This is a genomic window from Streptococcus bovimastitidis (genome assembly GCF_001885095.1).
Lineage (GTDB): Bacteria > Bacillota > Bacilli > Lactobacillales > Streptococcaceae > Streptococcus > Streptococcus bovimastitidis.
In genome coordinates, this window is the sequence record NZ_LZDD01000001.1 from 1,069,200 (window position 1) to 1,092,264 (window position 23,065).

The 23,065-nt window shown below is 40.0% G+C and carries 30 protein-coding genes, 3 tRNA genes and 3 rRNA genes; all 36 read right to left on the reverse strand.

Annotated features, from left to right (window positions below):
- Window positions 1-6 precede the first annotated feature (6 nt).
- Complete coding sequence (locus A9Q68_RS05265) at window positions 7-1,104, reverse strand: nucleotidyltransferase (protein WP_071793645.1); 1,098 nt, start codon at window positions 1,102-1,104, stop codon at window positions 7-9.
- Window positions 1,105-1,117: 13 nt separating this feature from the next.
- Window positions 1,118-1,744, reverse strand: coding sequence for a DJ-1/PfpI family protein (locus tag A9Q68_RS05270; protein WP_071793646.1), 627 nt, complete (start codon window positions 1,742-1,744; stop codon window positions 1,118-1,120).
- 24 nt (window positions 1,745-1,768) lie between these two features.
- On the reverse strand, window positions 1,769-2,509 hold the full coding sequence (locus A9Q68_RS05275) for a class I SAM-dependent DNA methyltransferase (RefSeq protein WP_071793647.1): 741 nt from the start codon (window positions 2,507-2,509) through the stop codon (window positions 1,769-1,771).
- 57 nt (window positions 2,510-2,566) lie between these two features.
- A complete protein-coding gene (gene rsfS, locus A9Q68_RS05280) occupies window positions 2,567-2,920 on the reverse strand; it encodes a ribosome silencing factor (protein ID WP_071793648.1) in 354 nt (117 codons plus the stop codon).
- Window positions 2,921-2,937: 17 nt separating this feature from the next.
- On the reverse strand, window positions 2,938-3,348 hold the full coding sequence (locus A9Q68_RS05285; RefSeq protein ID WP_083426030.1) for an isochorismatase family protein: 411 nt from the start codon (window positions 3,346-3,348) through the stop codon (window positions 2,938-2,940).
- A gap of 97 nt (window positions 3,349-3,445) precedes the next feature.
- Window positions 3,446-4,039, reverse strand: a complete 594-nt coding sequence (gene yqeK / locus A9Q68_RS05290) for a bis(5'-nucleosyl)-tetraphosphatase (symmetrical) YqeK (RefSeq protein WP_071793649.1) — start codon at window positions 4,037-4,039, stop codon at window positions 3,446-3,448.
- On the reverse strand, window positions 4,036-4,668 hold the full coding sequence (locus tag A9Q68_RS05295) for a nicotinate-nucleotide adenylyltransferase (RefSeq protein WP_071793650.1): 633 nt from the start codon (window positions 4,666-4,668) through the stop codon (window positions 4,036-4,038). The genes yqeK and A9Q68_RS05295 overlap by 4 nt, the downstream gene beginning before the upstream one ends.
- 68 nt (window positions 4,669-4,736) lie before the next feature.
- Window positions 4,737-5,045, reverse strand: a complete 309-nt coding sequence (gene yhbY / locus A9Q68_RS05300; protein WP_071793651.1) for a ribosome assembly RNA-binding protein YhbY — start codon at window positions 5,043-5,045, stop codon at window positions 4,737-4,739.
- Between the two features lie 20 nt (window positions 5,046-5,065).
- Complete coding sequence (gene yqeH / locus A9Q68_RS05305) at window positions 5,066-6,184, reverse strand: ribosome biogenesis GTPase YqeH (protein ID WP_071793652.1); 1,119 nt, start codon at window positions 6,182-6,184, stop codon at window positions 5,066-5,068.
- A complete protein-coding gene (locus tag A9Q68_RS05310; protein WP_071793653.1) occupies window positions 6,184-6,711 on the reverse strand; it encodes a YqeG family HAD IIIA-type phosphatase in 528 nt (175 codons plus the stop codon). The genes yqeH and A9Q68_RS05310 overlap by 1 nt, the downstream gene beginning before the upstream one ends.
- A gap of 81 nt (window positions 6,712-6,792) precedes the next feature.
- Entirely contained in the window at window positions 6,793-7,305 is a 513-nt protein-coding gene (locus tag A9Q68_RS05315) for a sigma-70 family RNA polymerase sigma factor (RefSeq protein WP_240494208.1), read from the reverse strand.
- A 72-nt stretch (window positions 7,306-7,377) separates the two neighbouring features.
- A tRNA-Arg gene (locus A9Q68_RS05320) sits at window positions 7,378-7,451 on the reverse strand.
- Window positions 7,452-7,527: 76 nt separating this feature from the next.
- Window positions 7,528-7,601 (reverse strand) — tRNA-Asn (locus A9Q68_RS05325).
- Window positions 7,602-7,606: 5 nt separating this feature from the next.
- Window positions 7,607-7,722: ribosomal RNA gene (gene rrf / locus A9Q68_RS05330) — 5S ribosomal RNA — on the reverse strand.
- Window positions 7,723-7,810: 88 nt separating this feature from the next.
- Window positions 7,811-10,712, reverse strand: a 23S ribosomal RNA gene (locus tag A9Q68_RS05335).
- Window positions 10,713-11,043: 331 nt separating this feature from the next.
- Window positions 11,044-11,116: transfer RNA gene (locus tag A9Q68_RS05340), tRNA-Ala, on the reverse strand.
- 220 nt (window positions 11,117-11,336) lie between these two features.
- Window positions 11,337-12,885: ribosomal RNA gene (locus A9Q68_RS05345) — 16S ribosomal RNA — on the reverse strand.
- The 16S, 23S and 5S rRNA genes sit together here with 3 tRNA genes alongside, the layout of an rRNA operon.
- A gap of 620 nt (window positions 12,886-13,505) precedes the next feature.
- Window positions 13,506-13,892 (reverse strand): 50S ribosomal protein L17, encoded by a 387-nt coding sequence (gene rplQ / locus A9Q68_RS05350; protein ID WP_071793654.1) that lies wholly within the window; start codon window positions 13,890-13,892, stop codon window positions 13,506-13,508.
- Window positions 13,893-13,906: 14 nt separating this feature from the next.
- Complete coding sequence (locus A9Q68_RS05355; RefSeq protein WP_071793655.1) at window positions 13,907-14,845, reverse strand: DNA-directed RNA polymerase subunit alpha; 939 nt, start codon at window positions 14,843-14,845, stop codon at window positions 13,907-13,909.
- 46 nt (window positions 14,846-14,891) lie between these two features.
- Entirely contained in the window at window positions 14,892-15,275 is a 384-nt protein-coding gene (gene rpsK, locus A9Q68_RS05360) for a 30S ribosomal protein S11 (protein WP_001118387.1), read from the reverse strand.
- A gap of 17 nt (window positions 15,276-15,292) precedes the next feature.
- Window positions 15,293-15,658 (reverse strand): 30S ribosomal protein S13, encoded by a 366-nt coding sequence (gene rpsM, locus A9Q68_RS05365; protein WP_071793656.1) that lies wholly within the window; start codon window positions 15,656-15,658, stop codon window positions 15,293-15,295.
- Window positions 15,659-15,675: 17 nt separating this feature from the next.
- Window positions 15,676-15,792, reverse strand: coding sequence for a 50S ribosomal protein L36 (gene rpmJ / locus A9Q68_RS05370; RefSeq protein WP_000868345.1), 117 nt, complete (start codon window positions 15,790-15,792; stop codon window positions 15,676-15,678).
- A 25-nt stretch (window positions 15,793-15,817) separates the two neighbouring features.
- Window positions 15,818-16,036 carry a translation initiation factor IF-1 gene (infA, locus tag A9Q68_RS05375; protein ID WP_001040189.1) on the reverse strand — a complete coding sequence of 73 codons (219 nt, stop codon included), beginning with the start codon at window positions 16,034-16,036 and terminating at the stop codon, window positions 15,818-15,820.
- Between the two features lie 117 nt (window positions 16,037-16,153).
- Window positions 16,154-16,795: an adenylate kinase gene (locus A9Q68_RS05380; RefSeq protein ID WP_071793657.1), complete on the reverse strand. Its 642-nt coding sequence runs from the start codon at window positions 16,793-16,795 to the stop codon at window positions 16,154-16,156.
- A gap of 135 nt (window positions 16,796-16,930) precedes the next feature.
- A complete protein-coding gene (secY, locus tag A9Q68_RS05385; protein WP_071793658.1) occupies window positions 16,931-18,235 on the reverse strand; it encodes a preprotein translocase subunit SecY in 1,305 nt (434 codons plus the stop codon).
- Between the two features lie 16 nt (window positions 18,236-18,251).
- Complete coding sequence (rplO, locus tag A9Q68_RS05390) at window positions 18,252-18,692, reverse strand: 50S ribosomal protein L15 (RefSeq protein ID WP_071793659.1); 441 nt, start codon at window positions 18,690-18,692, stop codon at window positions 18,252-18,254.
- Window positions 18,693-18,816: 124 nt separating this feature from the next.
- A complete protein-coding gene (gene rpmD / locus A9Q68_RS05395; RefSeq protein ID WP_007891758.1) occupies window positions 18,817-18,999 on the reverse strand; it encodes a 50S ribosomal protein L30 in 183 nt (60 codons plus the stop codon).
- Window positions 19,000-19,013: 14 nt separating this feature from the next.
- On the reverse strand, window positions 19,014-19,508 hold the full coding sequence (gene rpsE, locus A9Q68_RS05400; protein ID WP_003082868.1) for a 30S ribosomal protein S5: 495 nt from the start codon (window positions 19,506-19,508) through the stop codon (window positions 19,014-19,016).
- Between the two features lie 18 nt (window positions 19,509-19,526).
- The gene (gene rplR, locus A9Q68_RS05405) at window positions 19,527-19,883 is read right to left on the reverse strand and encodes a 50S ribosomal protein L18 (protein WP_102776680.1); all 357 of its coding nucleotides are present in this window, start codon (window positions 19,881-19,883) and stop codon (window positions 19,527-19,529) included.
- Between the two features lie 95 nt (window positions 19,884-19,978).
- On the reverse strand, window positions 19,979-20,515 hold the full coding sequence (gene rplF / locus A9Q68_RS05410; protein WP_071793661.1) for a 50S ribosomal protein L6: 537 nt from the start codon (window positions 20,513-20,515) through the stop codon (window positions 19,979-19,981).
- Window positions 20,516-20,716: 201 nt separating this feature from the next.
- Window positions 20,717-21,115: a 30S ribosomal protein S8 gene (gene rpsH, locus A9Q68_RS05415; protein ID WP_003085849.1), complete on the reverse strand. Its 399-nt coding sequence runs from the start codon at window positions 21,113-21,115 to the stop codon at window positions 20,717-20,719.
- A 128-nt stretch (window positions 21,116-21,243) separates the two neighbouring features.
- Complete coding sequence (locus tag A9Q68_RS05420; protein WP_002987746.1) at window positions 21,244-21,429, reverse strand: type Z 30S ribosomal protein S14; 186 nt, start codon at window positions 21,427-21,429, stop codon at window positions 21,244-21,246.
- Window positions 21,430-21,444: 15 nt separating this feature from the next.
- Entirely contained in the window at window positions 21,445-21,987 is a 543-nt protein-coding gene (rplE, locus tag A9Q68_RS05425) for a 50S ribosomal protein L5 (RefSeq protein ID WP_071793662.1), read from the reverse strand.
- A 24-nt stretch (window positions 21,988-22,011) separates the two neighbouring features.
- The gene (gene rplX / locus A9Q68_RS05430; protein WP_007891837.1) at window positions 22,012-22,317 is read right to left on the reverse strand and encodes a 50S ribosomal protein L24; all 306 of its coding nucleotides are present in this window, start codon (window positions 22,315-22,317) and stop codon (window positions 22,012-22,014) included.
- 88 nt (window positions 22,318-22,405) lie between these two features.
- The gene (gene rplN, locus A9Q68_RS05435; protein ID WP_000615920.1) at window positions 22,406-22,774 is read right to left on the reverse strand and encodes a 50S ribosomal protein L14; all 369 of its coding nucleotides are present in this window, start codon (window positions 22,772-22,774) and stop codon (window positions 22,406-22,408) included.
- A gap of 24 nt (window positions 22,775-22,798) precedes the next feature.
- Window positions 22,799-23,059: a 30S ribosomal protein S17 gene (gene rpsQ, locus A9Q68_RS05440; protein ID WP_071793663.1), complete on the reverse strand. Its 261-nt coding sequence runs from the start codon at window positions 23,057-23,059 to the stop codon at window positions 22,799-22,801.
- Window positions 23,060-23,065 lie beyond the last annotated feature (6 nt).

The following is a 23,065-nucleotide window of genomic DNA, read 5'->3' on the forward strand; positions in this document are numbered from 1 at the left end:
ACCAAGTTAATTTTTTAAAATCCTAATGGGACTTCGCCCGAAAGTTTGTTCTGGCAGATCAGGATGGCCAATTCGATAGACCAAATCAGCCTGCTGTGTTGGTTTATCCCAAGGATCGGCACCGATTTTACTGATTAAATGGACTGATTTTTTCAAACTCTTTAAATGAGCTTGGCCATTTTCCGTAAAACCTAAAAGATGGATTCCTTGCGGCAAAGGCGCTTCCTGAGCATTAACTAAGATGTAGGTCAAGAGCCGGCGAACCCGCGCTTTGGTGTAGCGTTTGGTCGCCACTTGCTCCACTAGGTCTTCCAAGTTCGCTGCGCTCGCAATGGCCGAGCTGATGCGACTGGCCAATTCCTGGTTAACCTGCGGAATCTGGGTCAAATCGGGATGCGTTAAGAGCTGATACCTTAAAAGAGGGTAATAGTTGTCCCAAGTCAAGTGCGGTGCGGATAGAATCAACTCCGTGCTGGGCGTTGCCTGTTTTAAAAATACTGGGTCTGAAATGTGTTTGCGGATGGCCGTTGCGGAGGCCATGAGCTGATTTTTATCTTGGGAATGGTATGCGGCGCCCTGCCTTGTGGTGGGCTGTAGTCGTAAATTTTTCCCCGCGCTAGCCTTTGCGTAAGCCAAAGCCAAAATGTGATTTGGGGTATTACCAGAAAAATCAATTCCGGTAAACTTTTCCCACATTAGTTGGGTTTTCTGAGGGTAAGAGAGGGAATCTTCTAGCGTCGCTAGAAAAGCTGTCATCTGCTCAGATTTTTCCTCATAAACCCTAGCAATCTCACTATAATCCAGGTTTTCTTCTGTGCCGAAAGCCAAAGTATCTACACCCATCTTAGTAAGAATGTCGACAGCTCCCTGAGCAAAATAATCAGCCGACTGAACAGCCACTTGAAAAGGGATCTCAACAACAATGTCTGCACCATTTTCCAGTGCCATTTGAGCCCGAGTCCACTTATCAACAATAGCCGGCTCACCACGCTGGACGAAATTGCCCGACATGGCCACAATTTTCAGGCCCTCAGCCTGCTCAAGCAGGTACTTATGGCCATAATGGAAAGGATTAAATTCAGCAACAATGCCTGTAATAGCCATAGAACCTCCTTGGTTAATTAATGTTTGGATAGAGAAGTCGAACTTCTCCTATCATTTGTTCATAATCATTTTGTTCTAGAGTAAACGAAACTTCCTCACTTGGTAGTTCAGGAAATTCATTTATGAAATGTAATTTAGCTAAGACTGAATCAGTAAATAAAGAAACAGCCTTAGAACTACCTATTGCAGTTATCAGATTTCTATCAATGGTACAAAGTCTAGGTAAATAGTTACTTTCTTTCAACCAAGTAAAACTATTAAAATAGTTACGATAGATTCCACCTGTAAATTTATAAGTATCTAATAACCCTGCTTTTGCAAGTAGTAATGGAGAGGATGAAATAGAAGCTACAACTGTATCTTCTAAGCTAATTTTTGAAAGCGTATTGATTAAATTAACATCATTTACAGCAAAAAAAGGGTCCATTGTGCCAGTTAGAAGAATTAGTTCATATGTTGTTAAGTCAATCTCATCAATTGAATAATGAGGCATTACTTGGAAACCATCTTCACTTTTATGCAGTTTTTTCTGACTAGCAATAATATCAACTTTTTCATTATATTGAAGTGCTAATGATGCTGTTAATGGAGTAATTTCATATAAGGAAAATTCTGGATAAATTAGTAAAGCAATTTTCATAAAATCTCCTCATTCAAATATTTTTTACTTCTGTGCTACAAAGAACCAGCGTTGGCTTTTGTCACTTGGTTCTTTATCTTCAAAATCAGCATAGACCTTGAAGGATTTGAAGCCTGCTTGTTCTAAGAGGATATCATAGGTTAAGATGTCGTAGGTTCGCTCTTCATGAATTTCATCATGTCTAGAGAAAGAACCGTCTGATTCTTTCAGAAAGAAGGTCAATTCGTGGACTACTGAATGCGGTGCCTCGTCCTCATAGCTGTCCCAGACCATGGCAAAATCATCTGCATTCTCGTGGTAAGAATAGCCAGGAAAAACCTCATCTGTTTGGTATGTTGAATGGACATCAAAAATAAAGACGCCATCGGGATTCAAGCAATCATAAACTTCCTTGAACACATCACCAACTTCGACTTCGTCCTGCATGTAACAAATGGAATCCGAGTAGCAAGTGACAAAATCATACTTGCCCGCCTGAGACAAATCCAGCATATTGCCCTGTAAGAAGTTGATATCTTTGTTAGCTTCCTGAGATCGCTTTTGTGCAATATTAAGCATCTCCTGACTCAAATCGAGGCCTGTCACCTCAAAGCCAGCATCTGCAAAACGTAAGGACTGGATCCCCGTACCACAAGCTAGTTCTAATAATTTCTTTTTTTTATTTTCTTTTGGTAAATGGCGGAGCGAAAAGTCGGTCCAAAGATCGTATAAAGAATCATCCATTATGGCATCATAAACGGATGCAAAGGTTTCATAAGTCGTCATGTAAATCTATCCTCAATTTTTAAAAAACAGCCCACAACAGACTGTTTGTTTTTTATCTTAAACCAATTGACTTGATACATCCACAACCGGTGCATCATGCCATAATTTCTCTAAGTTATAGTAGTAACGTTGCTCTTCAGAGAAGATGTGAACAACAACATCGTTAAGGTCTAAAAGAACCCACCCCGTTGTGCTGTCGCCTTCAATATGACTGGCATCACCGCCAACTTCTTTCACTTTTTCACGAATGTTTTCGGCAATTGCTTCTAATTGACGACTGTTAGTAGCACTCGTGATAACAAAGTAGTCAGTTAGACTTGTTAATCCTTCTAAATCAAGTGCTAAAATATCTTCGGCCCGTTTTTCATCTGCTGCTTTGACAACGACGTTTAACAGTTCTTCTTTTTTCATATATAAATTTTCTTTCCTTATTTCATTAATTTTTGGAGTGAAATGATTTGGCCGTAGCGACAATGCCACATAGCCTGGTAGAATGCAATCATTTCTTGAGCAGTCATCCACTGATTGTCTGTGGTAGTATGGAGAGCACTTGGAATTGTGACCTTGAAGCCCTTCTCAAAAGCAAGTTTTACCGTAGCATCGATACAGTATTCCGTTTGTATTCCTACTAGTATGACATTCTTGATTCCCTTATTATTAAGATAATTTTCTAAATCAGTTCCCTTAAAAGCGGGGTTAGAGGTTTTACCAAAAATAGCTTCATCCTGCATTGGTTTGATTGGTTTAGCAATCTGCCAATCCTCAGTCCCTGGTATAAGAAAATCATCCTGATGTCGGACAAAAAATAATCTTACGTTCTGATTGTCTAGCCCAATCAATAACTTGACCTAGTTGAGTCAAAAAAGTCTCATATGGATAGGGTTTTTCAGCAATTAATTGTTATTGAACATCAATAATAATCAGTGATTCTTTCATCTAACCTTCTTTCAAATAATGGCAAAATGCATTGTAAGTTTCCAGTGTTTGAGGATAGATAGCTTGACCTTTAGAAGCCAAGTAAGCAACAGTATTAACGGTTTCAAAGGCTACTGCCTTATCTAAATTTTCGTTAGCAATTTGTCTAGCTTGATCAACTAAAGGAAAATTTCTCCCCTCCTCTATATAATCGGCTACATAGAGAATTTTGTCAAGCAAAGACATTTCTTTGGCACCAACTGTATGAATAGCAATAGCTCTTAGAATATCTGGATCAGAAATCAGTAAATCTTCTTGCATTTTATAAATTCCAACCATCCCATGCCAAACATTATTGTTCCAATTTAATAAGTCTTTGTCCAAATCATATTTAGTGATGAGGTCAATAAAAACTTGGTCTGAACATTCTTTGGCATAATCATGGAGAAGCGCAGCTAATCCTGCTTTCTCAGGATCATACTGATTCTTTTCGGCTAATGTTATTGCTGCCTTTTCAACACCTAGTACGTGCTTAAAGCGTTTCTTGCTCATCTGCTCGGCTATTTTCCCTAGAAGCTCCTCACGGGTATAGGGAAGATAATCTTGGTAACTCATTTATAAAGTCCTTCTTTTTCAATATAATCTAAGACTGAATGCGGCATTAAATAATTAGGTTTTCTATCTTTTTTAATGAAGTCACGAATCATGCTTGAAGAAATGTCCATTAGTGGGACGTCAACCCAAATCACAGGATATGAGGTTCCAGCCTTATACTTCGGTCTTTGAACACCTACAAATTGTACCATTTCAACAAGTTCATCAATGCGATGCCATTTCGGCAAATAGTTGACCATATCTGCACCAATGATGAAATAGTAGTCAACATCTGGATTTTGCTCTTTCAACAAGGCCATGGTGTCATAAGTATAAGAAATGCCTTTACGTTCTAATTCAATGGTTTCGATTGCTAAGCCTTGGACATTCTCTATTGCCAACTCCACCATTTTCAAGCGATGCTTTTCATCAATGGTTTCCTTTGTATCAACATGAGGTGGTTTAAATTCTGGCATCAAAAGGACTTGATCTAAACCTAATTGTTGACGAACTTGATCAGCAACTACTAGATGGGCATTATGAATAGGGTTGAAATTTCCACCCAAGATACCAACTTGTTTTCGATTTGAATCTTTTTCTTCTACTTCTAATTCAACTTTTGTAAAGGGGGTTAAAAGTTCTAAAGCCATTATTTCTCCAACATACTAATCTATTTAAATCACCAAACGTTTTAAAGCAACATTTTCTTATAGTTAATTTAAATCTCTTTAACTTTTGGTGATAACTTACGGTTTTCTTTTTTAGCTGATACTTTATAAAGAATTAATATACGTCCAATTTTTAACACAGAATCACAACCGATTTCATCTTCCAATGTTTCAGCAACATCATGAATATCTTCATCTGTATTTTGCAATAAGGTTACTTTAATTAATTCTCTTGCATCAAGAGCCTGACGAATGCTTGTCTTAATCTGATTATTTAGGCCATTTTTTCCAATCTGAACAATTGGCTTTAGGCTATGAGCTTCAGCTTTCAAAAAAGCTCTTTGTTTACTTGTTAACATGATATTTTCCTTTTACTTTTCTAAATAATTGCTTTTCTTACTAGCACAGCAACACCTTTTGGAGCCCAGCCAGCAATTTTAAGAACATTCTCTTTGCTTCCGTTAACCCTAATCCAGCCTAAACCAGAAAAAACCAAATCCATCTTACTGTCTATGGTAAACTCATAAGATACTAAATCTGGGAAAGTTTCCGCATCTTCTTGGTCAGGCGGGGTCAATAGTGTTCCCTTATGTTTTTTATAAAAATCGCTAGCGCCCTCTAGTTTAGTTCGGTGAATAGTGAGGTTGTTGTCAAAATAAGCTGTAACACCCTGACGGTCACCTGAAATAAAATCAAAACGGCCCAATCCACCTAAGAATAAGGTTTGTTCTGGATTCAACTGATAAGTTTTAGGTTTAATTTCTTTTTTGGGACTAATGTATTTAAGGTCTTTAGCCTTAAGATAATGTGCCATTTGGTGACGGTGTATAATACCTGGGGTATCGAAAATGAAAGTACCGTCATCGAGAGGAATCTCAATTTTATCCAGAGTTGTACCAGGGAAACGTGACGTCGTAATGACATTTTTATCACCAGTGATTTCTTGGATAATAGCATTAATTAAAGTTGACTTACCAACATTTGTAACACCAACAACGTACACGTCGCGACCTTTTCTCAATTTATTGATAGCGTCAATTAGGTCCTTAATGGCATACTTATTTTGTGCACTAGTAAGAACAACGTCAACTGGTCTTAAGCCTTCTTCATGAGCTCTTTCTAATAACCATTGGCTAACTTTGCTATCTTTTGTTGATTTTGGTAAGATATCTTTTTTATTTCCAACTAATAGAACATCATTACCAGAAACAAAGCGTGATAAGCCTGGAATGACCGAACCATTAAAGTCAAAAATATCTACCACATTTACGACTAAGGCATCACTATCACCAACCTCATGTAAGAGCTTCAAAAAGTCATCGTCAGTCAAATGAACATCTGTAATTTCATTGTAGTGCCGTAAACGGAAACAACGTTGGCAATATAATTCACCAGTTTCTAAGCCTTTTTTTAAAGCCGCATTTGGTGTAAAGCCAGCTTCTTCCTTATTTTCGGTTTGGATTTTAATTCCACATCCGATACAAAATAATTCTTCCATTAAATTCCTTTTTGGTAAACAAATTTACCATATTTATTTTCTAATTTTTTAAGTACACGTTTTTCTCTAAAACGATTAACTTTTGTATTCCAAGCATCTGTCGTCACAAGTGGTTTAACTAAAACAGATTGAATACCTGCCCGATGACTTGCTCGAATATCTGTCATCAATTGATCACCAACCATTATGACTTCATCATCTGAAAAACCATAGCGTTTCATTGCAATATCAATGCCACGCGAAAAAGGCTTCATTGCTCTACTAACAAAATCTACCCCAAAGCGTGATACTGCTCTCTCAACTCTCTTGTAATTGTTGTTAGAAACTACAACTACCGTGATGTCTGCCATGGTCATTTCATCCAACCAAGCTCTTACTTCAGGTGTACCGTCAGGGTTATTCCAGGCAATGAGGGTATTATCCAGGTCAACAAGGACTGCTGAGATCCCTCTTCTTAATAAATCATCTGCTCTTAAATCATAAACGGCTTCCACAATGAAAGTGGGCCTATAATCGTCAATGCTCATTTTTTCTCCAAATTTTTTATTACCCTTTATTATACCATATTGCCAAACAAAAGTAATGCAGGCAAAGAGGATAATTAGGAACTATTGAAAATCAATAAAATAGGGTTTCAGCCGTCTAAGAAATGCTTTTTTTCCTGAAAATTGTTGACCACTTAGCACTTTATCTAATTTATTTAAATCATCCCCATTTAAATGAACTTTCAATTCTTCGAGAACAGCACGGTAACAAACAATGTCGTCAATAACAAGTCCATCATCTGGAATTCTATGAGAAATATCGGAAACTTCCTCGTAAGGTAAGCGATTAAAACGGCACTTATAAGATTCTTGGTGTCTTATTCTATCTTTTATGTAGGATGAAAATTTGGTTTTAAAAAATATCTTCAATTTAAGACTGTTTTGGATGAGAATCAAATCAGGATACAATTCTAATAATTGATATAATATTAATCGCCCTTCTTGTAACCAATCATCTAACTCCCATAATTGAATATAATAGGTTCTCCTTAACTTATAAATAATGGGTTTAACTAGATTAAAGGCCTGATTTAATTCACTTTGAGTAATTGGATTAATAAGAACACCTTCTTTCACAATAGTAGCTCCATTGTAAAAAAAGAAGGAAAAAAAGAACATGACATCAATGTCATGTTCTTTGATATAAGATGCACCCTAGAGGAGTCGAACCTCTAACCGCCTGATTCGTAGTCAGGTACTCTATCCAGTTGAGCTAAGGGTGCTAAATACATTCCTAAAATTAGTATACACCTTTTTTAAAAATAAATCAAAAAAGATAGGAATCCCTATCTCTATCGACTCCGCCAGTAGGACTCGAACCTACGACATCATGATTAACAGTCATGCGCTACTACCAACTGAGCTATGGCGGATAAAAGCTAAGCGACTTCCGTATCTAACAGGGGGCAACCCCCAACTACTTCAGGCGTTCTAGGGCTTAACTACTGTGTTCGGCATGGGTACAGGTGTATCTCCTAGGCTATCGTCACTTAACTTTTTAGTCCACTCAAAATTGAATAACTATATCTTAACAAGAAGTCTACCTCTATGTCAATAAACTTTTCTTTATTAATTCTTATCTTTGGATAAGTCCTCGAGCTATTAGTATTAGTCCGCTACATGTATCACTACACTTCCACTTCTAACCTATCTACCTGATCATCTCTCAGGGCTCTTACTGATATAAAATCATGGGAAATCTCATCTTGAGGGGGGCTTCGCACTTAGATGCTTTCAGCGCTTATCCCTTCCCTACATAGCTACCCAGCGATGCCTTTGGCAAGACAACTGGTACACCAGCGGTAAGTCCACTCTGGTCCTCTCGTACTAGGAGCAGATCCTCTCAAATTTCCTACGCCCGCGACGGATAGGGACCGAACTGTCTCACGACGTTCTGAACCCAGCTCGCGTGCCGCTTTAATGGGCGAACAGCCCAACCCTTGGGACCGACTACAGCCCCAGGATGCGACGAGCCGACATCGAGGTGCCAAACCTCCCCGTCGATGTGAACTCTTGGGGGAGATAAGCCTGTTATCCCCAGGGTAGCTTTTATCCGTTGAGCGATGGCCCTTCCATGCGGAACCACCGGATCACTAAGCCCGACTTTCGTCCCTGCTCGAGTTGTAGCTCTCGCAGTCAAGCTCCCTTATACCTTTACACTCTGCGAATGATTTCCAACCATTCTGAGGGAACCTTTGGGCGCCTCCGTTACCTTTTAGGAGGCGACCGCCCCAGTCAAACTGCCCGTCAGACACTGTCTCCGATAGGGATAAACCTATCTGGGTTAGAGTAGCCATAACACAAGGGTAGTATCCCAACAACGCCTCAAACGAAACTGGCGTCCCGTCCTCAATGGCTCCTACCTATCCTGTACATGTGGTACAGATACTCAATATCAAACTGCAGTAAAGCTCCATGGGGTCTTTCCGTCCTGTCGCGGGTAACCTGCATCTTCACAGGTACTAAAATTTCACCGAGTCTCTCGTTGAGACAGTGCCCAAATCATTACGCCTTTCGTGCGGGTCGGAACTTACCCGACAAGGAATTTCGCTACCTTAGGACCGTTATAGTTACGGCCGCCGTTTACTGGGGCTTCAATTCATACCTTCGCTTACGCTAAGCACTCCTCTTAACCTTCCAGCACCGGGCAGGCGTCACCCCCTATACATCATCTTACGATTTAGCAGAGAGCTGTGTTTTTGATAAACAGTTGCTTGGGCCTATTCACTGCGGCTGTCATCGCTGACAGCACCCCTTCTCCCGAAGTTACGGGGTCATTTTGCCGAGTTCCTTAACGAGAGTTCTCTCGATCACCTGAGGCTACTCGCCTCGACTACCTGTGTCGGTTTGCGGTACGGGTAGTATGTAATTAAACGCTAGAAGCTTTTCTTGGCAGTGTGACATCTCTAACTTCGCTACTTAAATTCGCTCCCCATCACAGCTCAATGTATCAGGTATAAGCATTTTACTCATACCACACCTCACTGCTTGGACGTGCACTTCCAGTCGCACGCTTTAGGTAGCCTACTGCGTCCCTCCATCACTTTACATACTAGTACAGGAATATCAACCTGTTGGCCATCGAATACACCTTTCGGTCTCTCCTTAGGTCCCGACTAACCCAGGGCGGACGAGCCTTCCCCTGGAAACCTTAGTCTTACGGTGGACAGGATTCTCACCTGTCTTGCGCTACTCATACCGGCATTCTCACTTCTATGCGTTCCAGCACTCCTCACGGTATACCTTCTTCACACATAGAACGCTCTCCTACCATCCCTTACGGGATCCACAGCTTCGGTAAATTGTTTTAGCCCCGGTACATTTTCGGCGCAGGGTCACTCGACTAGTGAGCTATTACGCACTCTTTGAATGAATAGCTGCTTCTAAGCTAACATCCTAGTTGTCTGTGCAACCCCACATCCTTTTCCACTTAACAATTATTTTGGGACCTTAGCTGGTGGTCTGGGCTGTTTCCCTTTCGACTACGGATCTTAGCACTCGCAGTCTGACTGCCGATTATATCTACTTGGCATTCGGAGTTTATCTGAGATTGGTAATCCGGGATGGACCCCTCACCCAAACAGTGCTCTACCTCCAAGAGACTTAACATCGACGCTAGCCCTAAAGCTATTTCGGAGAGAACCAGCTATCTCCAAGTTCGTTTGGAATTTCTCCGCTACCCACAAGTCATCCAAGCACTTTTCAACGTGCCCTGGTTCGGTCCTCCAGTGCGTTTTACCGCACCTTCAACCTGCTCATGGGTAGGTCACATGGTTTCGGGTCTACATCATGATACTAAGTCGCCCTATTAAGACTCGGTTTCCCTACGGCTCCGTCTCTTCAACTTAACCTCGCATCATAACGTAACTCGCCGGTTCATTCTACAAAAGGCACGCTCTCACCCATTAACGGGCTCGAACTTGTTGTAGGCACACGGTTTCAGGTTCTATTTCACTCCCCTCCCGGGGTGCTTTTCACCTTTCCCTCACGGTACTGGTTCACTATCGGTCACTAGAGAGTATTTAGGGTTGGGAGATGGTCCTCCCAGATTCCGACGAGATTTCGCGTGTCTCGCCGTACTCAGGATACTGCTAGGGCTCAATTCAATTTTAAGTACGAGGCTGTTACTCTCTACGGCTTACCTTCCCAGGTAATTCTTCTATTAAATTAAAGTCCCACGTCGCAGTCCTACAACCCCGAGGAGTAAACTCCTCGGTTTGCCCTCCTGCCGTTTCGCTCGCCGCTACTAAGGCAATCGCGTTTGCTTTCTCTTCCTGCAGCTACTTAGATGTTTCAGTTCACTGCGTCTTCCTTCAACTAATCTTAACAATTAGTGATGACATGCATTACATGCCGGGTTCCCCCATTCGGACATCTCTGGATCAGCGCTTACTTACAGCTCCCCAAAGCATTTCGTCGTTAGTCACGTCCTTCATCGGCTTCTAGTGCCAAGGCATCCACCGTGCGCCCTTATTAACTTAACCTTAGTTCCAGTCTTTCGACCTTCTTAATTTTTTTTAATATGTTCGCGTTTATCTTTTTTTCGGTTTATTTCTTGTTACTTTTTTCTACAATCATTTTCATGATCGTGGAATTTGATATAGTTATTCAATTTTCAATGGACTATTATGATATTAAGAACCGGTACGACTTGTCGTAAAACTTGCGTAAAATAAGGAACAAACCAGTGATGTGTCTTCAGACACGAGTTGGTTTTGACTTATTTCTAGTAAGTTTAGGTTCCTATTCAAATATCATTTATCTAGTTTCCTAAGAAATTTCGGCTAGCCGAACATCTCTTTGTATCCTAGATAATGGAGCCTAGCGGGATCGAACCGCTGACCTCCTGCGTGCAAAGCAGGCGCTCTCCCAGCTGAGCTAAGGCCCCGACTAATAAACTGGTTGTTACATTATTAGTGGTATTCTATTCTATTACGTGAAGCTTAATTGTATTCGAACTAAAATCTTAGTGAAAAAGATAATTTTCCTTGTGTGCAAGCACACGGCGTCAATTTCCTATTTTCATACAGATTTCTTAACGTTCTCATAACTTAAATAAGACCTCTCAAAACTAAATAAGACAAAACCAAATGTTTCCATTTCCTTAGAAAGGAGGTGATCCAGCCGCACCTTCCGATACGGCTACCTTGTTACGACTTCACCCCAATCATCTATCCCACCTTAGGCGGCTGGCTCCTAAAAGGTTACCTCACCGACTTCGGGTGTTACAAACTCTCGTGGTGTGACGGGCGGTGTGTACAAGGCCCGGGAACGTATTCACCGCGGCGTGCTGATCCGCGATTACTAGCGATTCCGACTTCATGTAGGCGAGTTGCAGCCTACAATCCGAACTGAGATTGGCTTTAAGAGATTAGCTTGCCGTCACCGGCTTGCGACTCGTTGTACCAACCATTGTAGCACGTGTGTAGCCCAGGTCATAAGGGGCATGATGATTTGACGTCATCCCCACCTTCCTCCGGTTTATTACCGGCAGTCTCGCTAGAGTGCCCAACTTAATGATGGCAACTAACAATAGGGGTTGCGCTCGTTGCGGGACTTAACCCAACATCTCACGACACGAGCTGACGACAACCATGCACCACCTGTCACTTCTGCCCCGAAGGGAAATCCTATCTCTAGGACGGTCAGAAGGATGTCAAGACCTGGTAAGGTTCTTCGCGTTGCTTCGAATTAAACCACATGCTCCACCGCTTGTGCGGGCCCCCGTCAATTCCTTTGAGTTTCAACCTTGCGGTCGTACTCCCCAGGCGGAGTGCTTAATGCGTTAGCTGCGGCACTAAGCCCCGGAAAGGGCCTAACACCTAGCACTCATCGTTTACGGCGTGGACTACCAGGGTATCTAATCCTGTTTGCTCCCCACGCTTTCGAGCCTCAGCGTCAGTTACAGACCAGAGAGCCGCTTTCGCCACCGGTGTTCCTCCATATATCTACGCATTTCACCGCTACACATGGAATTCCACTCTCCCCTTCTGCACTCAAGTTTGACAGTTTCCAAAGCATACTATGGTTAAGCCACAGCCTTTAACTTCAGACTTATCAAACCGCCTGCGCTCGCTTTACGCCCAATAAATCCGGACAACGCTCGAGACCTACGTATTACCGCGGCTGCTGGCACGTAGTTAGCCGTCCCTTTCTGGTTAGTTACCGTCACGTAATGGATTTTCCACTCCCATTACCGTTCTTCTCTAACAACAGAGCTTTACGATCCGAAAACCTTCTTCACTCACGCGGCGTTGCTCGGTCAGGGTTCCCCCCATTGCCGAAGATTCCCTACTGCTGCCTCCCGTAGGAGTCTGGGCCGTGTCTCAGTCCCAGTGTGGCCGATCACCCTCTCAGGTCGGCTATGTATCGTCGCCTTGGTGAGCCGTTACCTCACCAACTAGCTAATACAACGCAGGTCCATCTCATAGTGGAGCAGTTGCCCCTTTTAAATTAAGTACATGTGTACTCTATTGTCATGCGGTATTAGCTATCGTTTCCAATAGTTATCCCCCGCTATGAGGTAGGTTACCTACGCGTTACTCACCCGTTCGCAACTCCTTGGTCTAGTGCAAGCACCAGACCTCAGCGTTCTACTTGCATGTATTAGGCACGCCGCCAGCGTTCGTCCTGAGCCAGGATCAAACTCTCATTTTAGTTTGAACTTACTCGTTCTTTTTCTGTCGCTGACAGATTTATTGTTTTTTNTTTTTTACTTCATTGACGGATAATATGCTTCTTAACATATCACCCTCACATTTGGTTTTTCTTGTCTTATTCAGTTCTCAAAGGTCTTGCCATCTCTTACGAGACAACTATTATATTCTATCAGGTCACTATGCCTTTGTCAATACTTTTTTGACTTTTCTTTGGCATTTTTTATTACTTTTTTATAGCATTTCCAGCGACGCTTTTGACAGCTTTATTAGTATACCGACTTTCAATTCCAAAGTCAATAAGTTTTCGAAACTTTTTTAATTATTTCTGGACCACTGTCATACTATATGGTGCTCAGCAATTTTCCTACTTAACTTAAACAGATTGTATTTAAGGGTGAAAATATACGATTTATAGGCCAATATAGCATGTTTTAAGCACAACAAAACGCCTGCTTGCGAAATACGTCTAAACTTAGATCTATTTCGTAAACAAGCGTTACCACTAACAATATGATGAGTGTTCCCGCTAGGAAAAATTCCTAGCGGTAGACCAGAGCTAGACTAAGAACGAAATAAAGAACGTTCCACCATCATAACACTCAACAAAATTGATAAAAATTATACTAATTCAATAATTGCCATTGGAGCAGCATCTCCACGGCGTGGTTCTGTTTTAAGAATACGAGTGTATCCACCATTGCGTTCAGCATAACGAGGTGCGATATCATCGAAAAGTTTTTGAAGAGCTGTAGTAGATGAATATTTATCTGTAGCTTCGTCATAGTTTTCTGATGCAATTTCATTACGTACGTAAGCAGCTGCTTGACGACGAGCATGAAGATCACCACGTTTACCAAGAGTAATCATTTTTTCAACTGTTTTACGGATTTCTTTTGCACGTGCTTCAGTTGTAACAATAGATTCGTTGATTAATAAGTCAGTCGTTAAATCACGAAGCATTGCTTTACGTTGTGAGCTAGTGCGTCCTAGTTTACGGTAAGCCATTTTGTCCTCCTATATTATTTATCGTTTTTTAGTCCAAGACCTAAATCAGCAAGTTTTACCTTAACTTCTTCTAGACTCTTACGTCCAAGGTTACGGACTTTCATCATTTCAGGCTCAGATTTTTCTGTTAAATCGAAGACAGTATTAATGCCTGCGCGTTTAAGACAGTTATATGAGCGTACGGATAAATCAAGTTCCTCAATTGTGCGGTCAAGTACTTTTTCATCGTTCACTTTTTCAGTTTCTTTCATAACATCTGTAGCTTTAGCCACTTCAGTTAAGTCAGTAAAGAGATTCAAGTGTTCAATTAAAACTCGAGCAGACAGACCTAATGCATCTTCAGGAATGATAGTTCCATTTGTCATGATTTCAATTGTTAACTTATCAAAGCCATCATTGCTACCAACGCGGGCAGGTTCAACTTGATAGTTAACTTTTTTCACTGGTGTGTAGATAGAATCTACTGCCAATGTTCCAACAGGTGCATCATCTTTTTTATTACCTTCTGCAAGGACATAACCACGTTTTTTAGCAACAGTCATAGTTGCTTTTAGTGAATGACCTTCAGCAATGGTAAAGAGATAATGATCTGGGTTAACAAGTTCAATGTCGCTATCTGTAAGAATATCACCAGCAGTAACTTCTGCAGGACCTTCTACATCTAGTTCGATCATCTTTTCGTCTTCTACGTAAGATTTTACAGCAAGACCCTTAACGTTAAGGATAATTTGCATCACATCTTCACGTACACCTGGGATTGTATCAAATTCGTGTAATACCCCATCAAATTTAATTGATGTAACTGCCGCACCCGGAAGTGATGACAAGAGTACACGACGAAGTGAATTACCTAGAGTTGTACCGTAGCCACGTTCTAGTGGTTCGATCACAAATCTTCCGTAATCTTTATTTTCATCAATTTTTGTTATTGTTGGTTTTTCAAACTCAATCATTTTTTCACCCCTCGAAACGAAACTTGTGTACTATTAGTTATTATGATTATACACGACGACGTTTTGGAGGACGAGCACCATTATGTGGTACAGGAGTCACGTCACGAATTGCAGTTACTTCAAGACCTGCAGCAGCAAGCGCACGAATAGCAGACTCACGACCTGAACCAGGGCCTTTTACAGTAACTTCAACAGTTTTAAGACCGTGTTCTTGTGCAGATTTCGCAGCAGCTTCAGCAGCCATTTGAGCAGCAAAAGGTGTTGATTTACGAGATCCTTTGAAACCAAGAGCACCAGCTGATGACCATGCAAGAGCGTTACCATGAACATCTGTAATCATAACAATAGTGTTATTAAATGTAGCGTGAATATGGGCAACACCAGATTCGATGTTCTTTTTCACACGACGTTTACGTGTTGGTTTAGCCAATTTCTTTACCTCCTATTTTATTTTTTCTTACCAGCAATCGCAGTAGGTTTCCCTTTACGAGTACGAGCGTTGTTTTTTGTGTTTTGTCCACGGACAGGAAGTCCACGACGGTGACGGATTCCACGGTATGATCCGATTTCCATCAAACGTTTGATGTTTAAGTTAACTTCACGACGAAGGTCACCTTCAACTTTGATTGAATCGATTTCGCGACGGATTGCATCTTCTTGATCACTTGTTAAATCTTTAACACGGATATCTTCTGAGATACCAGCATTTGCTAAGATTTTTTGTGATGTTGCAAGACCAATTCCGTAAACATAAGTAAGTGAAATTACTACGCGTTTATCATTTGGAATATCAACTCCAGCTATACGAGCCATTTTTTCTCCTTTCTATATTATCCTTGACGTTGTTTGTGTTTTGGATTTGTTGGACAAATCACCATAACACGACCGTTACGACGAATTACTTTACAGTATTCGCAAATTGGTTTAACCGATGGTCTTACCTTCATGTTTTAATCCCTCCAATTATTTCGACTATTTAAAGCGGTATGTGATACGTCCACGTGTTAAATCGTACGGACTCATTTCTACTGTAACACGGTCCCCTACTAAAATACGAATGTAATTTTTACGGATTTTACCTGATACAGTTGCTAGAATTTGGTGTCCATTTTCTAATTCAACAGTAAACATTGCGTTTGGCATCGTTTCAACAACTTTACCTTCAATTTCAATCACGTCTTCTTTTGCCACGCAAAAGTACCCCCTAAATTTCGATTTGATGTCCTCTGAGCACAGAGGTAACAATTATAAGTCAGACTAGCCTATTATAGCACTTCATTTCTACTTTCGCAAGTAGTTTATTAGAAATTATTTTAGCTTTTCGATGACTTTTTCAATGTCACTGAAAACTGTTTCGATTTCTTGGTTACCGTTAATATCGATAACGATTCCTGCTTCTCTGTAATGATCAATTATTGGCTGACCTTGTGCGATGTTAACATCCAAACGACGTTTAACGGTTTCTGGTTTATCATCTTCGCGTTGGTAGTAGTCATTTTCATCATAATCCCCAGCAGGTGGGTTAAATACTTTATGGAATGTTTCGCCAGTTTTTTTGTTAATGATACGGCCACTTAGACGTTCAACTAATGAAGCAGGGTCCACAACGATGTTAATAACACCATCAAGTTTTAATCCTAAAGCTTCTAAAGTTGCATCCAAAGCATGAGCCTGATCAATTGTACGTGGATAACCATCTAATAAGAAACCTTTTGCTTTAATGTCATCTTGAGATAAACGTTCTTTTACAATACCATTTGTTACTTCATCTGGTACTAAATCACCTTTATCAATGTAAGATTTAGCAAGTTTACCCATTTCAGTTTGGTTAGCCATTGCCGCACGGAACATGTCACCTGTTGAAATATGGATTACACCAAATTCTTCAACGATTTTTGCTGCTTGAGTCCCTTTACCTGCACCAGGTAATCCCATAATTAAAAGATTCATGTCAGTCTCCTCTTGACTAAAATAATAAAATGAATGCTCATTTTGGTTTTTGTTTTCAAATGATAATAAGAAATCTGACTAAGTCTTACTATCACCTGAAAACAAAATAGTAGGTTGACAATGTCAACCTATATTCTATTCTGCTGTATTCATAAATCCGACATACTTTCTCTTGAGAAGGTAGCCTTCAAGTTGTTTCATTCCTTCAATTCCTGTTGAAATCAAGATGAGCAAGCTAGTCCCCCCCAAGGCGATGCCTGAAGAAAGATTTAGTGATTGCTGTGCCGCAATTGGAACTAAAGAGATAAACGCTAAGAAAATCGCACCTAAGGTTGCCAATTTCTTAAGCAATGACGACATATATTGTTCTGTTTCACGTCCAGGTCGAACACTTGGAATATAAGACGAATTCTTCTGTAGATTTTCAGCTGTTTTCTCAGGATTTACTTGGACAAAGGTATAGAAGAATGAGAACAAGATAATCAAGAATGCATAGACAATCATTCCAGTCGGAGACTGATAATTAAAAATCTCTTGCATTTTTGTTAGCCAAGGAATATCTCTTCCATTTTGAAAGAAAGGAATCAGAGTACTTGGAATGGTTGTAATCGAGCTAGCAAAGATAACGGGAATAACGCCTGCTGGATTAACTTTTAGAGGAAGATACGAACTTGTAGGTGCGCCCTGAACAAGTTTAGTATATTGGATTGGAATTTTGTATTCCGCTTGTTGAACAAATGTTGTAAAGAAGACAATTGCAAGTACGGCAAGGATTAATAAGCCAACTACAACGTATGATGATTGAATATCACCCGCTTTGACGTTTACAAAATAATCTTCATGTACTGTCGCAATCGCATTTGGAATAGATGAAATGATACCCGCAAAGATAATCATTGAAACACCATTGCCAAATCCTTTATCTGTAATTTGTTCACCTAACCAGGTTACAATCATACTACCTGTTGTTAGCAAAGCACCGATCAGTAAATAAGTTTTTACATTTGGTGTTGAAACTAAAGCAACATTAGACAAGCTGTTGAAACCTGCCGTGATACCGATTGATTGAATGAAAGCTAAACCTAATGAAATATAGCGAGTCGCTTGATTTAACTTGCGACGTCCAACTTCACCTTGTTTTCCCCATTCAACAAATTTAGGTAAAATATCCATTTGTAATAGTTGAACAACAATGGAAGCAGTAATGTAAGGGCTAACCCCCATAGAGAAAACAGAGAAGTTTCTCATGGCATTACCACTCACCAAGTTCAACATATTAAGAAAAGGAAGTTCACTCAATTGCTCTAAGCTTTTTGCATTTACACCAGGAACTGTAATATGTGTCCCGATACGAAATATAAGAATAATAAAGATTGTGTAGAAAATTTTATGTCTAACATTCTTTATTTTCAATGCATCTTTAAGTATTTTTAAGAACATAATGAGTTACCCCTCATTAGATGACTTCGATTGAACCACCTTTAGCAGTAATTGCTGCTTCAGCAGATTTTGAGAATTTAGCTGCTTTTACAGTCAATTTTTTAGTCAATTCGCCATTACCAAGAATTTTAACGCCTGATTTTTCAGCACGAACGATACCAGCTTCTTTAAGAACAACTGGTGTTACTTCAGTACCATCTTCAAAAACGTTTAATTGATCAAGGTTAACAAGAGCATACTCTTTAGTATTGATGTTTGAGAATCCACGTTTAGGCATGCGACGGAACAATGGAGTTTGTCCACCCTCAAAACCTAAACGAACGCCACCACCACTACGTGAGTTTTGACCTTTTTGTCCGCGTCCAGATGTTTTACCGTTACCTGATGATGATCCACGACCTACGCGGTTGCGTACTTTACGTGAGCCTTCAGCAGCTTTTAATTCATAAAGTTTCATTTTTTCTCCTTTTTTTGTAAATTGCTAACGCCTCTATGAGGGGAAAGGACTCCCCATAGAAACTCGCCTTTACATATAATCAACTATAAGTCGCAGAGAATTAACCCTACGACTTAAACAATTTTTATTTAACGTCTTCTACTGTTAATAAGTGAGAAATCGCTGTAACCATACCACGGATAGCAGCGTTATCTTCTTTGATAACTGAAGAGTTTAATTTACCAAGTCCAAGAGCTTGAACAGTTTTACGTTGTTCTGGTTTACGCCCGATTGGAGACTTAGTCAAAGTAATTTTAATTTGAGCCATTATAATCCCCTTTCTTAAGCTAAGTCAGAAACTGAAACGCCGCGTAAAGCAGCAACTTCTTCTGCACGTTTAAGCTGTTTCAAACCTTCAACAGTTGCACGAACAATGTTGATTGGTGTGTTAGAACCAAGTGATTTTGAAGTGATATCAGCAATACCTGCTAATTCCACAACGGCACGAACTGCACCACCTGCGGCAACTCCAGAACCTTCTACAGCTGGTTTCAACAATACTTTCGCTCCACCAAAGTTAGTGAAAACTTCGTGAGGAATTGTTGTACCAACCATTGGTACTTCGATCATATTCTTTTTAGCTGCTTCAACAGCTTTACGAATAGCTTCTGGTACTTCTTGAGCTTTACCAGTTCCGAAACCAACACGACCATTACCATCACCAACAACTACAAGAGCTGCGAAGCGAAGACGACGTCCACCTTTAACAACTTTTGTAACACGGTTGATAGCAACTACGCGTTCTTCAAGTTCAACTGCATTATCTTTAAATGCCATTATTTTGTGTCCTCCCTTTTAGAATTTCAATCCGTTTTCACGAGCTGCATCAGCTAAAGCTTTTACACGTCCGTGATAGAGATATCCACCGCGGTCAAACACCACTTCAGAAATACCTTTAGCCACTGCACGTTCAGCAACAAGTTTGCCGACTACAACGGCTTGTTCAGTTTTTGTTCCTTTTGAAACGTCTTTATCAAGAGTTGATGCGCTTGCGAGCGTTACACCCGCTACGTCATCAATTACTTGAGCGTAGATGCCTGTATTAGAACGGTATACGTTCAAACGTGGGCGTTCTGCAGTTCCAGAGAGTTTACCGCGTACGCGACGATGGCGTTTTTGGCGGATTTTATTTTTATCTGGTTTAGAAATCACAATTTTCACCTCTTAATTTTTAAACATTTGTTTTTAACAAATTAGCACTTATTTCTTCAAGCGACCAGAAACATCTGATCAACTCTATAAAATAATTATTTACCAGTTTTACCTTCTTTAAGGCGTACATATTCACCAACGTAACGAATACCTTTACCTTTGTAAGGTTCTGGTGAACGTAAGCTACGAATATAAGCAGCAGTTTGACCAACAACTTCTTTGTTAATACCTTCAACTGAAATTGAAGTTGGATTAGCAAGAGTGAAAGTGATTCCTTCTGGAGCTTCTACTTCGTCTTGGTGAGATTTACCAACTGAAAGAACTAATTTATTTCCTTGAAGTTGAGCACGGTAACCGACACCCTTCATTTCAAGATCTTTTTTAAATCCTTCAGAAACACCTTGTACCATGTTGTTTAACAAAGCACGAGTAGTTCCGTGGATAGTTTTCATTTCTTTAGAGTCGTTAGGACGTGAAACAGTAATTTCAGTTCCTTCAACTTTAATTTCAATGTTTTTATTGAACTCACGAGTGAGTTCGCCTTTAGGGCCTTTAACTGTTACGACGTTGTTGTCGTTTTTAAGTTCAACACCTGCAGGCATAGTGATGATTTTATTACCAATACGTGACATGTTTTATTTTCTCCTGTTAAATTGTCAAGCCATATAAGCTAGTTTTCACGGGGGTTTGATAGAAAGATATCCTTCAATTTATATTTTAAAATTGAAGACAAGCTGTGGCTTGCGTGAAAAAGATCAATCTTCCATGAGAGTAAACACTTTAAGTAGGATTTCCTATTTTCACTTTGTCCACGATGCTCTAATTACCTTAAATTACCAAACGTATGCAATAACTTCTCCACCAACATTTTTTTGGCGAGCTTCTTTATCAGTCAAAAGACCTTCTGAAGTAGAGATAATTGCAATTCCAAGTCCATTAAGAACTTTAGGAACATCTTCACGTTTTGTATAAACACGAAGACCCGGTTTTGAAATACGTTTCAAGTTAGTGATAACGCGTTCGCCATTTTGACCATATTTAAGGAAAACACGGATGATTCCTTGTTTATCGTCTTCGATAACTTCAACGTTTTTTACAAAACCTTCACGTTTAAGGATTTCAGCAATCCCCTTTTTGATGTTTGAAGCTGGTACTTCTAACACTTCGTGTTTTACTTGGTTAGCATTACGAATACGTGTTAAAAAGTCAGCAATTGGGTCTGTCATAACCATTTTTAAATTCTCCTCTTACTAGCAGTTTGAATTTGATCACTTGCTAGTTAATGTTGCCCGAAGGCAAATGATACATTGTATCAGTAGTATTCAAGTAAATTATATAGATAATTTACAAGTTTTTCAAATTACCAAGAAGCTTTTACAACACCTGGAATTTGACCTTTGTAAGCCAATTCACGGAAGCAAACACGACAAAGTTTAAACTTGCGGTAAACTGAATGTGGACGTCCACATTTTTCACAGCGAGTATAAGCTTGCGTAGAGTGTTTCGCAGGACGTTTGTTTTTAGCAATCATAGATTTTTTAGCCAATTTATTTACCCCCTATTATTTTGCAAAAGGCATTCCAAGGCCTTTAAGCAATTCACGTGATTCTTCGTCAGTATTTGCAGTAGTGACGATTACGATATCAAGACCACGTACTTTATCAACATCATCGAAGTTGATTTCTGGGAAGATAAGTTGTTCTTTCACACCAAGTGTGTAGTTACCACGTCCATCAAATGATTTTGTTGGTACTCCGTGGAAATCACGGACACGAGGAAGTGAAACGCTAACTAATTTGTCTAGGAATTCGTACATACGTTCGCCACGAAGTGTAACTTTCGCACCGATCGCAACACCTTCACGAAGACGGAAGCCAGCGATTGATTTCTTAGCTTTAGTAATAAGTGGTTTTTGACCTGAAATAAGCTCTAATTCAGCAGCAGCTTTTTCAAGGTTTTTTGCGTTAGAAACAGCATCACCAACACCCATGTTAAGAACAATTTTCTCAACGCGAGGTACAGCCATAACTGTAGTGTAACTAAATTTCTCTGACAACGCAGGGATTACTTCGTTAGTATATTTTTCTTTTAAACGATTTGCCATTTATGCTTCTCCTTTCCTTCGTGATTAATCAAGCACTTCGCCTGATTTTTTGCTGTAACGAACTTTTTTGCCGTCAACAACTTTATAACCAACACGACCTGCAACACCATTTTTGTCAAGCACTTGAACGTTTGACACGTGGATTGGTGCTTCTTTTTCAACGATAGCACCTTGAGGGTTTTCTGTGTTAGGTTTTTGGTGTTTTTTAATCATACCAACACCTTCAACAACAACTTTGTTAACTTTTGGAAGAGCTTTAAGAACTACAGCTTCAGTTCCCTTGTCTTTACCAGCAATAACGCGAACTTTGTCGCCTTTTTTTACAAACATTTGAGTTTTTCTCCTATTGATTTCTTACGCCCCTATGGGCACCCTAGGAAATACCTAGGGGACTTAGTTTGTTTAATTTATTTAAAAATTAAAGTACTTCTGGTGCAAGTGAAACGATCTTCATGTATCCACCTTCACGTAATTCACGTGCAACTGGACCAAAGATACGAGTTCCGCGAGGAGTTTTGTCATCACGGATGATTACTGCAGCATTGTCGTCAAATTTGATGTATGAACCGTCTGGACGGCGAGCACCAGTTTTTGTACGAACGATAACTGCTTTCACAACGTCACCTTTTTTAACTGCTCCACCAGGTGTAGCTTGTTTTACAGAAGCAACGATAACGTCGCCGATGTTAGCGAATTTACGTCCTGAACCACCAAGTACTTTGATAGTCAAGATCTCACGGGCACCACTATTATCAGCAACTTTCAAGCGAGTTTCTTGTTGAATCATTTCAATTTTCTCCTTTTAGTTTGATTAGATAATAACAGCTTTTTCCACAACTTCTACAAGACGGAAATGTTTTGTAGCTGAAAGTGGACGAGTTTCCATGATACGAACGATATCGCCTTCTTTAGCAAGGTTATTTTCGTCATGTGCTTTATATTTTTTAGAATAGTTGATACGTTTACCATAGACTGGGTGGTTACGTTTTGTTTCAACTATAACAGTGATTGTTTTATCCATCTTGTCAGATACGACACGTCCAACAAGGGTTCTACGTTGATTACGTTCCATTATTAG

Excerpts from the sequence above, each read along its gene's own strand:
- rpsE (WP_003082868.1), bottom strand. The coding sequence starts at position 19,508 with ATGGCATTTAAAGATAATGCAGTTGAACTTGAAGAACGCGTAGTTGCT.
- A9Q68_RS05270 (WP_071793646.1), bottom strand. The coding sequence starts at position 1,744 with ATGAAAATTGCTTTACTAATTTATCCAGAATTTTCCTTATATGAAATT.
- rplQ (WP_071793654.1), bottom strand. The coding sequence starts at position 13,892 with ATGGCTTACCGTAAACTAGGACGCACTAGCTCACAACGTAAAGCAATG.
- A9Q68_RS05275 (WP_071793647.1), bottom strand. The coding sequence starts at position 2,509 with ATGACGACTTATGAAACCTTTGCATCCGTTTATGATGCCATAATGGAT.
- A9Q68_RS05295 (WP_071793650.1), bottom strand. The coding sequence starts at position 4,668 with ATGGCTTTAGAACTTTTAACCCCCTTTACAAAAGTTGAATTAGAAGTA.
- rplO (WP_071793659.1), bottom strand. The coding sequence starts at position 18,692 with ATGAAACTTTATGAATTAAAAGCTGCTGAAGGCTCACGTAAAGTACGC.
- yqeH (WP_071793652.1), bottom strand. The coding sequence starts at position 6,184 with ATGGAAGAATTATTTTGTATCGGATGTGGAATTAAAATCCAAACCGAA.
- secY (WP_071793658.1), bottom strand. The coding sequence starts at position 18,235 with ATGTTCTTAAAAATACTTAAAGATGCATTGAAAATAAAGAATGTTAGA.
- rplF (WP_071793661.1), bottom strand. The coding sequence starts at position 20,515 with ATGTCACGTATTGGTAATAAAATCATCACTATGCCTGCAGGTGTTGAA.
- A9Q68_RS05355 (WP_071793655.1), bottom strand. The coding sequence starts at position 14,845 with ATGATTGAGTTTGAAAAACCAACAATAACAAAAATTGATGAAAATAAA.
- A9Q68_RS05310 (WP_071793653.1), bottom strand. The coding sequence starts at position 6,711 with ATGAGCATTGACGATTATAGGCCCACTTTCATTGTGGAAGCCGTTTAT.
- rpsM (WP_071793656.1), bottom strand. The coding sequence starts at position 15,658 with ATGGCTCGTATAGCTGGAGTTGATATTCCAAATGATAAACGCGTAGTA.
- rplX (WP_007891837.1), bottom strand. The coding sequence starts at position 22,317 with ATGTTTGTAAAAAAAGGCGACAAAGTTCGCGTTATTGCTGGTAAAGAC.
- yqeK (WP_071793649.1), bottom strand. The coding sequence starts at position 4,039 with ATGAGTTACCAAGATTATCTTCCCTATACCCGTGAGGAGCTTCTAGGG.
- yhbY (WP_071793651.1), bottom strand. The coding sequence starts at position 5,045 with ATGTTAACAAGTAAACAAAGAGCTTTTTTGAAAGCTGAAGCTCATAGC.
- rsfS (WP_071793648.1), bottom strand. The coding sequence starts at position 2,920 with ATGAAAAAAGAAGAACTGTTAAACGTCGTTGTCAAAGCAGCAGATGAA.
- rpmJ (WP_000868345.1), bottom strand. The coding sequence starts at position 15,792 with ATGAAGGTAAGACCATCGGTTAAACCAATTTGCGAATACTGTAAAGTA.
- A9Q68_RS05265 (WP_071793645.1), bottom strand. The coding sequence starts at position 1,104 with ATGGCTATTACAGGCATTGTTGCTGAATTTAATCCTTTCCATTATGGC.
- rpsH (WP_003085849.1), bottom strand. The coding sequence starts at position 21,115 with ATGGTTATGACAGACCCAATTGCTGACTTTTTAACACGTATTCGTAAT.
- rpsQ (WP_071793663.1), bottom strand. The coding sequence starts at position 23,059 with ATGGAACGTAATCAACGTAGAACCCTTGTTGGACGTGTCGTATCTGAC.
- rpmD (WP_007891758.1), bottom strand. The coding sequence starts at position 18,999 with ATGGCTCAAATTAAAATTACTTTGACTAAGTCTCCAATCGGGCGTAAA.
- rplE (WP_071793662.1), bottom strand. The coding sequence starts at position 21,987 with ATGGCAAATCGTTTAAAAGAAAAATATACTAACGAAGTAATCCCTGCG.
- A9Q68_RS05380 (WP_071793657.1), bottom strand. The coding sequence starts at position 16,795 with ATGAATCTTTTAATTATGGGATTACCTGGTGCAGGTAAAGGGACTCAA.
- rplN (WP_000615920.1), bottom strand. The coding sequence starts at position 22,774 with ATGATTCAACAAGAAACTCGCTTGAAAGTTGCTGATAATAGTGGTGCC.